This is a genomic window from Actinoplanes sp. NPDC051388 (genome assembly GCF_055586225.1).
On sequence record NZ_JBVJIP010000003.1, the window covers coordinates 64,806 to 78,602 of the forward strand.

Sequence of the window (13,797 nt, forward strand, 5' to 3'; positions counted from 1 at the left end):
CCCCCCCCCCCCCCCCCCCCCCCCCCCCCCCCCCCCCCCCCCCCCCCCCCCCCCTGCCCCCCCCCCCCCCCCCCCCCCCCCCCCCCCCCCCGCCCGGGTGAAGCCCTCCATCGGCGCCCCCGGCGCGTGCACGACCAACGCCACGGCTTCCGCGGCCGACTCGTTGCGCACGGTGTGCGGGGTGCCGCCGGTCAGCGGCACCACGTCTCCGGCCCGGGCGGTCACGCGCTGGTCGGGCAGATAGAAGGTGAACTCGCCCTCCAGCACGTGATAGATCTCGCCGGGCTCGTGGCGGTGCATGACCGGTGGTCCGCCGCCGGGTGGCATCCGGACCTCGACGGCGAAGAGCGCGCCCCCGGTCGAGGCGCTGGTCGCCAGCACGGTGATCTGATCCCCGCCCAGCTGGAGGCGTTCGCATGTGGCACGATCGACAGGTAGCTTGTCCATTCCCTCAAAGTAGACAGGTAACCTGTCGATGTCAACGCGTTTGCCGGTGAACCACGGACAGACCCGGCCGCTCAATCTCGCAAGCCTCGCCCGCGAGGTCTTCGTGGCGCTCAACGACCTGGTCGTCGACCGGCTGGCCGCGCACGGGCACGGCGTGATCCGGCCCGCGCACAGCGCGGTCTTCCAGTTCCTCGACGAGGCCGGCACCACGGTCAGCGTGCTGGCCGACCGGGCCGGCATCACCAAGCAGGCGATGGCCGAACTGGTCGTCCACCTGGAGAAACACGGCTATGTCACCCGGCTGTCCGACCCGGCCGACCGCCGCGCCAAGCTGGTCCTGCCCACCGTCCGTGGCCGCGAGGTGATCGACCTGGCTCAGGCCCTGGTGCCCGAGCTGGAGGGCCGGCTGGCCGAGCTGGTCGGCGGGCACCGGCTGGCGCTGCTGCGAGCGGACCTGGAGAAGATCCTCTCCGGGGTACGCGGACCGAAGTGATGTCGGCTTGACACCTGCGAAACACCACCGCCGCGCGAGTGACACCGACGCTGTCGAGCATGGGCGGGGTGACGGTCGGGCGAGTGGGTGACGAAGTCGGCGTGCTGGCCGGCTTCACCGTCGCGGTGACCGCCGAGCGGCGCCGCGACGAGATGGCGGCGCTGCTGGAGCGCCGGGGCGCCCGGGTGGTCACCGCGTCGGCGATCACCATCGTGCCGCTCTCCGACGACGAGGCCCTGCGGGCGGCCACCGCTGCCTGCATCGGGCTAGCCCCCGACCTGGTCATCGCGACCACCGGTTTCGGCTTCCGCGGCTGGCTCGAGGCCGCCGAGGGCTGGGGCATGGGTGACGACCTGCGCACCGCCCTGGGCCGCGCGCGCATCATCGCGCGCGGGCCGAAGCCGTGCGGCGCGATCCGGGCGGCCGGTCTGACCGAGGAGTGGGCCGCGGCCACCGAGGCGTCCGAGGAGATCCTCACCCGCCTGCTCGCCGACGGCGTCTCCGGGCGGCGGATCGTGGTGCAGGAGCACGGCGAGCCGCAGGTCGAGTTCGTCGCCGCGCTGCGGGCGGCCGGGGCCGCGGTGGTCGAGGTGCCGGTCTACCGCTGGTCGCTGCCGGCCGATACCGCACCGGTGCGGCGGCTGGTCGAGCAGGTGGTGCAGGGCCAGGTCGACGCGGTCACGTTCACCAGCGCGCCGGCCGTGCGGGCGTTCCTGGCGATCGCCGGGCCGTCCACCGACGCCCTGCTCGCCCGGTTCCGCGGCGGCGTGATGGCCGCCTGCGTCGGCCCGGTCACCGCCGGGCCGTTCGCCGAGCACGGGGTGCCGGTGGTGTCGCCGCAGCGCTGGCGCCTGGGCGCGCTGATCAAGTCGATCGCCGACGAGCTGCCGCGCCGCGCCACCCGGATCCGGGTCGCCGGCACGACGCTCGAGCTGCGCGGCCACGCGGTGCTGATCGACGGCCGGCTGCACGTGCTGCCGCCGGCCTCGATGACCATCCTGTCCACGCTGGCCGCCCGCCCCGGCGCGGTGGTCTCGAAGGAACGCCTGGCCGAGTCGCTGCCCCGGGCCACCGACGGGCACGCGGTGGATGTCGCGGTGGCCCGGCTGCGCACCGCGCTGGGCTCGGGCGGCCACATCGAGACGGTGATCAAGCGCGGCTACCGTCTGCGGCTCGACGAAACAGCTCACATCGGCTCCGGACCGGATGTGGGAACTTCCGAACCTCACCGTGACAGCGATATCCCCGGCGGGTAACGAGGCGCGGACAGCATGAACGCATGCCGGCTACCGCGACCCACTGCCCGTACTGCGCGCTGCAGTGCGGCATCACGCTCACACCGGCGCGGACGGCGATCAGACTCGAGCCGTCCGACTTCCCGGTCAACAACGGCGGCCTCTGCGCCAAGGGCTGGACCGCCGCGGAGCTGCTCGATCACCCGGATCGCCTGCTCACCCCGCTGATCCGCAAGGTGCCGGGGGACCGCTTGAGCCCGCTGCGGGAGGCGAGCTGGGACGAGGCGCTCGCGCTGATCACGGCCCGGATCAAGAGCAGTCAGGACGGGTACGGGCCGGACAGCGTCGGCGCCTTCGGAGGCGGGGGACTGACCAACGAGAAGGCGTACACGCTCGGGAAGTTCGTGCGGGTGGCGCTCGGCTCGTCGGCGATCGACTACAACGGGCGGTTCTGCATGTCGTCCGCGGCCACCGCCTCGAACCGGGCGCTCGGCGTCGATCGCGGACTGCCGTTCCCGGTGGCCGACATCGCGCGGGCCCGGACGGTGCTGATCGTCGGCGCGAACCCGGCGGACGCGATGCCCCCGGCGATGCAATATCTGGACGCCGGCCGGTCCACCGGCGCCCGGCACATCGTGGTCGATCCGCGGCGCACGGCGACCGCCGCGGGCTCGTACCGTCATCTGCAACCCCGGCCCGGCACGGATCTGGCGCTGGCCAACGGCCTGCTGCACATCGCGGTCCGGGAGGGCCTGGTCGACGAGGACTACATCCGCGACCGCACCACCGGATTCGACGCGGTGCGCCGGTCCACCGCCGCCTACTGGCCCGATCGGGTCGAGCGGATGACCGGGATCGCGGCGGACGACCTGCGGGATACGGTGCGGATGCTGGCCACCGACCGGCCGTCGATGATCCTCACCGCGCGCGGCGCCGAACAGCACAGCAACGGCACCGACACCGCGCAGGCCTACCTGAACCTGGCGTTGGCTTTAGGTCTGGTCGGGCGGCCGTTCTCCGGCTACGGCACGATCACCGGGCAGGGCAACGGGCAGGGCGGGCGCGAGCACGGGCAGAAGGCCGACCAGCTGCCCGGCTATCGCCGGCTCGACGATCCGGCGGCGCGCGCGCACGTGGCCGCGGTGTGGGGCGTGCACCCGGATTCGCTGCCCCGGCCCGGGAAATCGGCCTACGAGATGCTCGATCGGCTCGGCACCCCGGGCGGCGTGCGCGTGCTGCTCGTGCTGGCCAGCAACATCGTCGTCTCCGCGCCGCACGCCAACCACGTCACCGATCGCCTGCGGGCGCTGGACTTCCTGGTCGTCTCGGACATCTTCCGGTCGGAGACCGCGGAGCTCGCCGACGTCGTGCTGCCCACCACGCAGTTCGCCGAGGAGGACGGCACGATGACCAATCTGGAGGGTCGCGTCCTGCGTCGCAAGCAGGCCATCGAGCCGCCGCCGGAGGTGCGTACCGATCTGCAGATGTTGAAGGCGCTGGCCGACCGCCTGGGCCGCGGCAGGCACTTCAGCGACGAGCCGCGGGTGGTCTTCGACGAGTTGCGGCGGGCCAGCGCGGGCGGGATCGCCGACTACGCCGGCATCAGCTGGGCGCGGATCGAGGCCGAGGACGGCGTGTTCTGGCCGTGCCCGGCCGAGGACCATCCGGGTACGCCGAGGCTGTTCGCCGACCGCTTCCCGACCGCGGACGGGCGTGCCCGATTTCTCCGGGTCGAGCATCGGGAGCCGGCCGAGACGCCGGACCGCAGGTTCCCCTATGTGCTGACCACCGGCCGCAACATGCAGCAGTACCAGAGCGGCAACCAGACCCGGCGGGTGTCCTCGCTGAGCGTGGCCCTGCCCGAGCCGCGCGCCGAGATCCATCCCGATTTGGCCCGCCGGCACGGGCTCGCCGACGGCGACATGGTCGAGCTGCGCACCCGCCGCGGCCGGGCGCGCTTCCGGGCCCGGCACAGCACCGGCATCCGGCCGGACACCATCTTCGTCCCGTTCCACTGGGTGGGCGCGAACCTGCTCACCGACCCGGCGCTGGATCCGCATTCCAGGATGCCGGCCTTCAAAGCCTGCGCGGTGGCCATCGCGCCGATCACGGAAGGAACCGATCGAGTGCACTCGACCCCCAGATTTCTGCAGGGCGTCTTCCCGTTCGAGGGCAAGGGCCTCGACCAGCCGGCCCCGATCGACGGCCTGCTCGGCTACCTGGTGCCGGACGGCGCCACCGCGCAGGCGGTCTATTTCCGCGGCGGCAACTCCTCGGATGAGCTGGTCTGCGTCGTGCTGATCCGCGACGGCCGCCCGATGCGCTACTTCCCGATCGGCGCGAAGAGCGACGTGCACGTGCCACTGCGGGTGGTCGAGGACCTGGACGCGGGCACCGCGATCGAGCTGCGCCTGGCCGCGCCGGCCGGGCTGACCGGCTCGGTGGTGCTGGACCTCGGCCTGGTGGAGATCTGATGACGCAACACCTGGTGGTGATCGGCAACGGCATGGCCGGCGCCCGCACCGTCGAGGAGATCCTCGCCCGGGGCGGCGACTTCCGGATCACCATGTTCGGCGACGAGCCGTACGGCAACTACAACCGCATCATGCTGTCCAATGTGCTCGCCGGGGTCGAGGACGAGGCCGGCATCTTCCTCAACGACCTCACCTGGTACGCGGACAACGGCATCACGCTGCACCACGGCCGCCGGATCACCCGGATCGACCGCTACGCGAAGCGGGTCTACGCGGACGACGGCAGCGCCACCGCGTACGACAAGCTGATCATCGCCACCGGCAGCCGCGCGCACGTCCCGCCGATCCCCGGCATCCACCGCCCCGGCCGCGGCTACCACCAGGGCGTCTTCGCGTTCCGCACGCTCGACGACACCCGCAACATGATCCGCTATGCCCGCGATCACGAGCGCGCGGTGGTGATCGGCGGCGGCCTGCTGGGCCTGGAAGCGGCGCGCGGCCTGCAGAATCACCTGTCCGAGGTGACCCTGGTCCACTCCGCCGGCCACCTGATGAACTCCCAGCTCGACGCGCAGGGCGGCCGGATCCTGCAGCGCAGCGTGGAGCAGCTCGGCATCTCGGTGGTCACCGGCGCGCGCACCACCGAGATCCTGGGCAAGAACGCGGTCACCGGCGTCAAGCTGGCCGACGGCCGCACCATCGACTGTGACGTGGTGGTGGTCGCGGCCGGCATCCGGGCGAACAGCGAGGTGGCCGAGACCAGCGGCCTGGTGGTCGAGCGCGGCATCGTGGTGGACGACCGGATGCACGCCCAGGACGAGCCGGACATCTATGCGGTGGGCGAGTGTGTGCAGCACCGCGGGGCGACCTACGGCCTGGTGGCGCCGCTCTGGGAGCAGGCCGCGGTGCTCGCCGACCAGATCACCGGGCGCGACCCCGCGGCCGCATACCACGGCTCGAGGGTGGCGACGAAGCTCAAGGTGGCCGGCGTCGACGTGGCCGCGATGGGCATCAAGGAGGCCGAGCGCGACGACGACGAGACGCTGGTCTTCGCCGAGCCGCGCAAGGGCGTCTACAAGAGCGTCATCATCCGCGACGGCCGGCTGATCGGCGCCACCCTGGTCGGCGACGTCTCGAAGGTCGCGTTCCTGATGCAGGCCTTCGACCGCGGGCTGGCGTTGCCCGAGGAGCGGGTCGAGCTGATGTTCGACATCGGCGGGCCGCCGGCCGAGGTGAGCGCGGCCGAGCTCGACGACGACGCGCAGGTCTGCAACTGCAACGGCGTCACCAAGGGCACGATCGCCGCCTGCGTGCAGGGCGGCTGCAAGACGGTCAGCGGGGTGATGGACCGAACCCGGGCCGGCAAGGGCTGCGGCACCTGCAAGGGCCTGGTCCAGCAGATCGTCGAATGGGCCGCCGGGGGAGCGGTCGAGGAGGATCCGGCCGCCTCCTGGTACGTGCCCGGCGTGCCGATGCCCAAGCCGGAGCTGATGGCTGCGATCCGTTCGCATCAGTTGAAGTCGGTGTCCTCGGTCTTCGCGAAACTGGTGCCCGGCGGCGAAGAGGACGCGAAGAGCAAGATGGGCCTGGCCTCGCTGCTCAAGATGATGTGGGGCGCGGAGTACGAGGACGAGCGCGACGCCCGCTTCATCAACGACCGGGTGCACGCGAACATCCAGCGTGACGGCACGTTCTCGGTGGTGCCCCAGATGAAGGGCGGCGTCACCACACCGGCCCAGCTCCGGCGCATCGCCGAGGTGGCCGAGAAGCACGACGTGCCGATGGTGAAGCTGACCGGCGGCCAGCGCATCGACCTGCTCGGCGTGCCCAAGGACAAGCTGCCGCAGATCTGGGCCGACCTGGACATGCCGTCCGGCTGGGCCTACGGGAAGAGTTTCCGCACGGTGAAGACCTGTGTGGGCTCGGAGTTCTGCCGCTTCGGGGTGGGCGACTCGACCTCGCTCGGCATCGCGATCGAGGAGCGTTTCCAGGGCATCGAGGGGCCCGGGAAGATGAAGCTCGCGGTCACCGGCTGCCCGCGGAACTGCGCCGAGGCGTACGTGAAGGATCTCGGCGTGGTCGCCATCGACGGCGGCCGGTGGGAGATCTACGTCGGCGGGGCGGCCGGCGCACACGTGCGCAAGGGCGACCTGCTCGCCACGGTCGGCACCGCCGACGAGGTCATCACGCTCACCGGCCGGTTCCTGCAGTACTACCGGGAGAACGCGAACTGGCTCGAGCGCACGTACGCGTTCGTGCCCCGGGTCGGCATCGACCGGATCCGGGAGATCGTCGTCGAGGACGCCGACGGCATCGCGGCCGACCTGGACGCGGCGATGGCGGCGTCCGTCGCCTCCTACCGCGACCCGTGGCGCGAACGGGAGGCTCCGGCGACGCCGGGCCAGTTCCGCACCTCGCTGCCGCTGACGGTCCTGTCGTGACCACGCTCGGACCGGTCGACGACATCCCGCTCGGCGAGGGCCGCGCCTATGCCGTGGGCGACGCGCAGGTCGCCGTGTTCCGGCTGCGGGACGGCTCGCTGCGAGCGCTCTCCGCCGTCTGCCCGCATCGCGGCGGGCCCCTGGCGGACGGGCAGATCGACAACAAGGTGCTGGTCTGCCCGCTGCACCAGAACGTCTTCGACCTCGCCACCGGCTGCTCGACCAGCGGACAGCCGCCACTCACCGTCTACGCCGTCCGGGTGGACGACGAGAACCAACTCGTCTTGGAGGACACCGATGACCGCCGTTACTGACCGGCCTGTCGCCACCACCAGCATCCGCGGCCACTGGATCGACGACTGGCGACCGGAGGATCCCGCCTTCTGGGCGAACACCGGCGCCCCGATCGCCCGCCGCAACCTGATCTTCTCGATCTTCTCCGAGCACATCGGCTTCTCGGTGTGGACCATGTGGTCGGTGCTGGTGCTCTTCCTGGGCCCGGCCTACGGCATCGATCCGGCCGGGAAGTTCCTGCTCACCGCCGTGCCCGCGCTGATCGGGTCGGTGCTGCGCATCCCGTACACCTTCGCGGTCGCGCGGTTCGGCGGGCGGAACTGGACCATCGTCAGCGCCGGCCTGCTGCTGGTGCCGACGATCCTGGCCGCGTTCCTGATCCGGCCCGGCATCTCGTACTCGACGCTGTTGATCCTGGCCGCGGTGGCCGGGGTCGGCGGCGGCAACTTCGCCTCCTCGATGGCGAACATCAACGCCTACTACCCGGACCGGCTCAAGGGCTGGGCGCTGGGCATCAACGCCGGCGGCGGCAACCTGGGCGTGGCGGCGGTGCAACTGGTCGGGCTGTTCGTGCTGGCCGTCTTCGGCGCCGGGCGTCCCGGCCTGGTGGCGGGCATCTACATCCCGCTGATCGTGCTGGCCGCGCTCGGCTCGGCGATGTTCATGGACAATCTGAGCCAGGTCCGCAACGAGAAGCGCGGCATGCGGGACGCCACGAAGGATCCGCACACCTGGATCATGTCGCTGCTCTACATCGGCACGTTCGGATCGTTCATCGGTTTCGGCTTCGCCTTCGGGCAGGTTCTTCAGGTCCAATTCGCCGAAGATTTCGGTACGCCCGTGAAGGCGGCCTACCTCACCTTCCTCGGACCGCTGCTCGGTTCGCTTATCCGGCCGGTCGGCGGGGCGCTGGCCGACCGGCTCGGCGGCGCCCGGGTGACCTTCTGGAACTTCGTCGCGATGGCGGTCGGCGCCTCGGTGGTGCTGATCGCCTCCCAGCTGCGATCACTGCCGCTCTACCTGGTCGGGTTCATCGCGCTCTTCGTGTTCAGCGGCGTCGGCAACGGGTCCACGTACAAGATGATCCCGGCGATCTTCCGGGCCCGGCACCCCGAGTCGGAGCACGAGTCCCGCCGCCTCTCCGGCGCCGTGATCGGCATCGCCGGAGCCATCGGCGCCTTCGGCGGCGTGCTGGTGAACCTCGCCTTCCGCCAGTCCTTCCTCGAATACCAGACCGCGGACGCGGCTTACCTCACGTTCATCGCCTTCTACGCACTGTGCGTGCTGGTCACCTGGATGGTGTACCTGCGTCCCGCGGCACGCCGACTCGTGGGCGTCTGACCTGCTTTCTTGACGGAATCAAAAAAAGATCGCGTAGACGTGTCACGCGACCGTTCGCCGATGGACCTAAGTAGACGGAGGTTCATCGGCGAACGGAGGCACGGGTGGTCGGCAACGAGGACGACTCTGACCAGTCGTCCATCCCTGACCCGCCGCCCGCCGCCGAGATAGAGCGGTTCTTCCGGGCCCACTGGGAGGGCCTGGTCCGCGGCCTGCTCAGCGAGGGCGCCAAGCTCTGGGAGGCGCAGGATGCGGTCGCCGAGGCGATCCGCGAGGCCCTGCGCCGCTGGCCCACGCTGACCAACCCGGCCGCCTGGGTGCGGGTCGCGGCCCGCTCGCACTGGCTCAAGCAGCGGGGCCGGGCCACGCACGGCGAGAACGAGGTGCTGGTCGCCGACGTCGAGCAGTACGACGAGGGCCGCGAGACCGACCCGGCGCTCACCGAGCTCGAGCTGGAGGAGTGGTTCGCCCACGTGCTCGACCAACTGCCGCCGGCCCGGCGCGAGGCGCTGCGGCTCTCCGCCCAGGGGCTCACCCCGGCCGAGATCGCGGACCTGGTCGGCAAGACCCCGGAGGCGGTGCGCACGGCGCTCAAGCTGGGCCGGCGGCAGGCGGTCGAGCTGTGGGACCCGCATGAGGGGGGCGACCAGAAGTGAGCCCCGAGCCGCCGGAGCACCCGCCGATCACCGATCAGATGATGCTCACCGCGCTCAACCGGATCCTGCGGGAGTGCGGCTACCAACCGGTGCGCGAGGACGGGTCGGCCGACCGGCTGATCGAGGAGGCCCGGCACCGTGCGGACGACATCGTGGCCGCCGCCCACCAGACCGCCGAGCACTATCGGGACGCGGCGTTGACGCAGGCCGCGCGCACGGTGATCAGCGCCCGTGAGACGGCCGCGACGGTCCCGCCGCCGCACGAACCGGGCCGCCCGGTCAAGGACGCGCCGGACCTCGGCGTCGGCCGGTCCTGGCACGCGGCGGTGATCGCCGCCGGCACCTTCCTGCCGCTGCCCGCCGAGCTGGCCCAGAGTCGGCTGCACGAGCTGGCCGAGCGGCTGCGCGCGGCGGTGCTGGCGGTCCCGGCCGACGGGGAGGACGCGTGCCGGGTCGGCCGCGAGGCGGTGGCGCTCGGGCTGGGCCGCCCGGCCGTGCTGCCCGGCACCATCCGCGTGCTCTCCGCCCATCTCGCGGCCGCCATTGCCACGGCGACCGCGAAACCACCACCGGTCACTCCTGCCCCGATGACCGATGGTGCGCCCGCGGCGGCCAGGACGTCGGCCGCCGCGGGCTCTTCTTCCGCCGGCGTCCTCGCCGACGTGCTGGGTTCCTTTCTCGCCGGGCACGCGGCGGCCATGCAGGAGCAGATCCTCAGCCAGCAGGAGGCGCTGCACCGCGCCACGCTGCGGGCCGCGCGCGAGTTCGAGCTCGCGCTGGAGGACAGCGAGGCCCGCTACCGCCGGCTGGCCTACTACGACTCGCTCACCGGCCTGGCCAACCGCGCCCGGCTGGTGCAGCGGCTCGAGCAGACCGCGCGGATGGGCGACCCGGCCCGGCACGCCGGGGTCTGCCTGATCGACCTGGGCGGCTTCCCGGCGATCCGCGAGCACAGCGGCCCGGACGCCGGCGACCACCTGCTGATCGACGTGGCCCGGCGGCTGCGCGCGGTCGCCCGCGGGCCGGATCACCTGCTGGTGCGGCACGGCATGCACTCGTTCACGCTGCTCGTGCAGGACAGCGGCGGGGTGGCGCACATGGTCGAGCTCGCCGAGCAGATCCTCGCCCTGCTGGCCGCGCCGGTCACGCTGCCCGGCGACGACGGCCCGACGGTGCCACTCGAGGCCGCGGTCGGCGTGGTGGACGCGTCCGTGGTCGATCTGGACGTCAGCCAGCTGCTGGTGGACGCCGAGGTGGCGGTGCGCCGGGCCCGGTCCGCCCGCACCGGCTGGGCGGTGCACGACCGCTGTGTGCCGGCCGGCCGCACCGGGCCGGGCAGCATCACCGGGCCGGGCATCACCGGGCTGGTCACGGCGCCGCCGATGTATCAGCCGATCCTCGACCCGGTCGGCGGGCGGGTAGTCGGGCTGCACGTCCGGGCACTCTGGCGGCATCCGCACCTCGGGTCGCTCGACCTGGGCCGGATCGGTGACCTGACCGGGGATCGGGCGGCCACCACCCGGCTGGCCGGGCAGGTGCTGCGCCAGGTCTGCCGGCAGGCGATGGCGTGGAGCGGGGCGGCGGACGGCCCGTACGTCGGAATGGAACTGCCGGTCCGCAGGATCGGCTACCCCGAGGTGGTGGAACTCGTCCGCGAGGCGCTGTCCTCGTCAGGTCTGCCGCCGGCCCGGTTGCAGGTGCACCTGTCCGGGCTGGACGCGGTGCCGGCCGGGGCGCACAGCCACACCGTGCTGGCGGCGCTCACCGCGCTGGGGGTGCGGATGGTGCTCGACGACTTCGGCAGTGGGTACACCAGCGTCGCGTACGTCCGGGAGCTGCCGATCCACGGCCTGCGCTGCCCGCTCCCGCTGATCACCGCCGGAGCCGGCGCCGCCGAGCGCGTGCTGATCAAAGGCCTGGCCACCATCGCGCACGCACTCGGCCTGGTGCTGACCGTGCACGGCGTCGACGACGAACGGATGGCCGCGGCCGTCGAACGCTCCGGCTGCGACGCGGTCCAGGGCCTGCGTTACGCAGCGCCGTCCACGCCTCATCGGGTGGCATCTTTGCTGCGCCGACCGGCCATTGTGGCCTGATAGGTTCGCGTCCATGTCCTCCGGCGACTTCGCCCAGCGCCCCAGCAGCGCCCGCATCTATGACGCGCTCCTCGGCGGCAGCCACAATTTCGCAGCCGACCGCGAGGCCGCCCAGAAGCTGCTCGCCGCAATACCCTACGCAGGCGAGATGGCCCGCCTGAACAGGACTTTCCTGAGCCGGGCGGTGATTTACATGCTGGAGCAGGGGGTGCGCCAGTTCCTGGACATCGGCAGCGGCATCCCGACCGTCGGCAACGTGCACGAGGTCACCCGCCGCACCGCACCGGAGGCCCGAGTGGTTTATGTGGACATCGACCCGGTCGCGGTCGCACACAGCAAGGAGATCCTGGCGGAGAACCCGGTCGCGGTGGCGATCCAGGCGGACGCCCGCTTCCCGGCGGAGCTGCTCACCCACCCCGACATGATCCTCGACTTCAACCAGCCGGTCGGCCTGCTGATGCTGTCGATGCTGCATTTCCTGCCGGACGAGGACGCCTTCCAGACGGTCGAGGTGCTGCGCGGGGCACTGCCGGCGGGCTCGTTCATGGCGGTGTCGCATGGCGTGGTGGAGACACCGGCGGACGCGTCACGCGACCAGGTGACCTCGATCTACAGCCGGACCGACGTGGCGGTCGCGGCGGGCCGCACCCGCCCCGAGATCAAAAGCTTCTTCGGTACGGCCGAGCTGGTGCCGCCGGGCCTGGTGTGGTTGCACGAGTGGCCGGCGCCGCCGGAGGACGGCGAGCACCCCGAGTCCATGGCGGTCCTGGCCGGAGTCGCCCGCATCGATTAGATCTGCGGCTCGATCAGAGGTCGCGGTGCGCCGCTCGCAGAAGATCAGCGGATTCGGCCGGGCTCAGCGCCATTTCGCCCAACTGGTCGAAGGCCGAAAGATATCCGCTCAGCTCGCCCGGCTGGTCGCGGTACTCCTCGCGATTGAGCGTCTCGAAATAGACCACGGGCTGCACCGCCTCCCCGGTGGGAAGATCATCGTCCGGGGCGAATTCGAGAATGGTGAATCCGCCGTTCATGCCGATGTGCGCACCGGCCGAGAAAGGGATCACCCGGAGGGTGAGACCGGATGTCTCGGTGACCTTGATGAGGCGTTCGACCTGCTCGCGCATGACCGCTCGACCGCCCACCAGCCGGGTCAGCACCGCCTGGTCGAGGATGATGTCGATCAGCGGTGGCGAGTCTCGTTGCAGGAGCTGCTGGCGGCGCAATCGGGCGTCGATGTTCCGGCTCGTCTCCTCGGGCCGGTCGACCATGTAGTGCGGCGTGATCGCATCGGCGTAGGACGATGTCTGGAGCAGTCCGGGCACGACCATCGGCTCGAACTCCTTGATGTGCCGCGCCGCAGGCTCCAGCCCCGCCAGCCGCTGCAACGCGGGTGAGAGGTTGGCGTCCTGCCACCAGGCGCGCTCGCGGCTGCCGCGTGCCAGATCCATGAGCTGGGTGCGAACCGCCTCGTTGTCGATGCCATAGATGTCACAGAGATCGCGGACGTCACGGACGGTCGCGTTGCGCTGGGCACTCTCGATCCGGCTGATTTTCGACGGCGCGACGAGGAGACGCGTCGCGGCTTCGCCGACGCTCATCTCGGCCAGGTGGCGATAGTGGCGAAGGGCGCTGCCCAATTGTTGGCGGCGGACCATGGGGCCGGGTTCGTCGGGCAATTTGCGTCACCTCCGAACGACGACGCTATGTCGCAATCTGCCAGGTGGCATCTGCCATGGGCAACAATATCTTGGCAACGGGTGCTTGGCAATTGCCATTCGATCAAGCAGCATTAATGTTACGGCGAGTGTTCATTTGATCAAAAGGATTCGGCGGCGTTGTCGTCACTCTTGCGGGTGGACGAGGGGGTGAAACGAAGATCGGAATGGCTTCGTCGAGCCCCCGGGCGGCAACTTGGGGGCGACTAGATGCTGGGCCGGTGTCGGCCACCGGCCCAGCAAGGAAACCTCCGGTGATCCAAGCCCACAGGACGGTAACCAATGGTCAACGCTAGCAGGCGAAACGGCAATGGCATATGTGCCGCTGAGGCCTATTCGTCAACCGGCAGAAGTCATCAGTCCCCCATCGATGCGGGCCGCTCACCCTCGGGAGGCCCGCGATGAAGGTTCTCTCAGACGTGTCCGTCATTTTCAAGATCGCCTTTGTCTGCATCGTCGTCGGATTCGTGTTGGGCCTGTTCGCTTCGGCGGGGGGGGGGGGGGGGGCGCCGCCGAAAACGACAAAAGCGGTGAGCGTTCACCGGCGGCTTGGGGGGCGGGGCGTGTCGGGCAGGCATAACCGCCAGCCCGTCCCCTCGCCACGG

Annotated in this window: 11 protein-coding genes and 1 pseudogene; 10 read left to right on the forward strand and 2 right to left on the reverse strand. The window is 71.2% G+C overall.

The annotated features are described in order from the left end of the window. The coding region (locus ACZ6TI_RS08575; protein ID WP_465344976.1) for a cupin domain-containing protein at positions 1-327 on the reverse strand (327 nt) is incomplete at its 3' end. Positions 328-475: 148 nt separating this feature from the next. Here ACZ6TI_RS08575 and ACZ6TI_RS08580 point away from each other — a divergent pair. From ACZ6TI_RS08580 to ACZ6TI_RS08620, 9 genes and pseudogenes are all read left to right on the forward strand, one after another. Then, positions 476-940, forward strand: coding sequence for a MarR family winged helix-turn-helix transcriptional regulator (locus ACZ6TI_RS08580; protein WP_465344376.1), 465 nt, complete (start codon positions 476-478; stop codon positions 938-940). A 59-nt stretch (positions 941-999) separates the two neighbouring features. Beyond that, entirely contained in the window at positions 1,000-2,196 is a 1,197-nt protein-coding gene (locus ACZ6TI_RS08585; RefSeq protein ID WP_465344377.1) for a uroporphyrinogen-III synthase, read from the forward strand. 23 nt (positions 2,197-2,219) lie between these two features. Further along, positions 2,220-4,292 (forward strand): annotated as a pseudogene (locus ACZ6TI_RS08590) (molybdopterin oxidoreductase family protein); the annotation flags it as partial. A gap of 356 nt (positions 4,293-4,648) precedes the next feature. Next, the gene (nirB, locus tag ACZ6TI_RS08595; protein WP_465344378.1) at positions 4,649-7,090 is read left to right on the forward strand and encodes a nitrite reductase large subunit NirB; all 2,442 of its coding nucleotides are present in this window, start codon (positions 4,649-4,651) and stop codon (positions 7,088-7,090) included. Further along, positions 7,087-7,404, forward strand: coding sequence for a Rieske (2Fe-2S) protein (locus ACZ6TI_RS08600; RefSeq protein WP_465344379.1), 318 nt, complete (start codon positions 7,087-7,089; stop codon positions 7,402-7,404). Before nirB ends, ACZ6TI_RS08600 begins: the two co-directional genes overlap by 4 nt. Further along, entirely contained in the window at positions 7,388-8,725 is a 1,338-nt protein-coding gene (locus ACZ6TI_RS08605) for a nitrate/nitrite transporter (protein ID WP_465344380.1), read from the forward strand. Before ACZ6TI_RS08600 ends, ACZ6TI_RS08605 begins: the two co-directional genes overlap by 17 nt. A gap of 104 nt (positions 8,726-8,829) precedes the next feature. Next, on the forward strand, positions 8,830-9,381 hold the full coding sequence (locus tag ACZ6TI_RS08610) for an RNA polymerase sigma factor (RefSeq protein ID WP_465344381.1): 552 nt from the start codon (positions 8,830-8,832) through the stop codon (positions 9,379-9,381). Then, positions 9,378-11,477: an EAL domain-containing protein gene (locus tag ACZ6TI_RS08615; RefSeq protein ID WP_465344382.1), complete on the forward strand. Its 2,100-nt coding sequence runs from the start codon at positions 9,378-9,380 to the stop codon at positions 11,475-11,477. Before ACZ6TI_RS08610 ends, ACZ6TI_RS08615 begins: the two co-directional genes overlap by 4 nt. 13 nt (positions 11,478-11,490) lie before the next feature. Beyond that, complete coding sequence (locus ACZ6TI_RS08620; protein WP_465344383.1) at positions 11,491-12,270, forward strand: SAM-dependent methyltransferase; 780 nt, start codon at positions 11,491-11,493, stop codon at positions 12,268-12,270. 13 nt (positions 12,271-12,283) lie between these two features. Here ACZ6TI_RS08620 and ACZ6TI_RS08625 read toward each other — a convergent pair whose 3' ends face one another. Then, positions 12,284-13,153: a helix-turn-helix domain-containing protein gene (locus ACZ6TI_RS08625; protein ID WP_465344384.1), complete on the reverse strand. Its 870-nt coding sequence runs from the start codon at positions 13,151-13,153 to the stop codon at positions 12,284-12,286. Positions 13,154-13,593: 440 nt separating this feature from the next. On the opposite strand from ACZ6TI_RS08625, the gene ACZ6TI_RS08630 reads away from it, so the two are divergent. Beyond that, positions 13,594-13,797 (forward strand): hypothetical protein (locus ACZ6TI_RS08630; protein WP_465344385.1); only part of this gene is annotated, 204 nt, incomplete at its 3' end.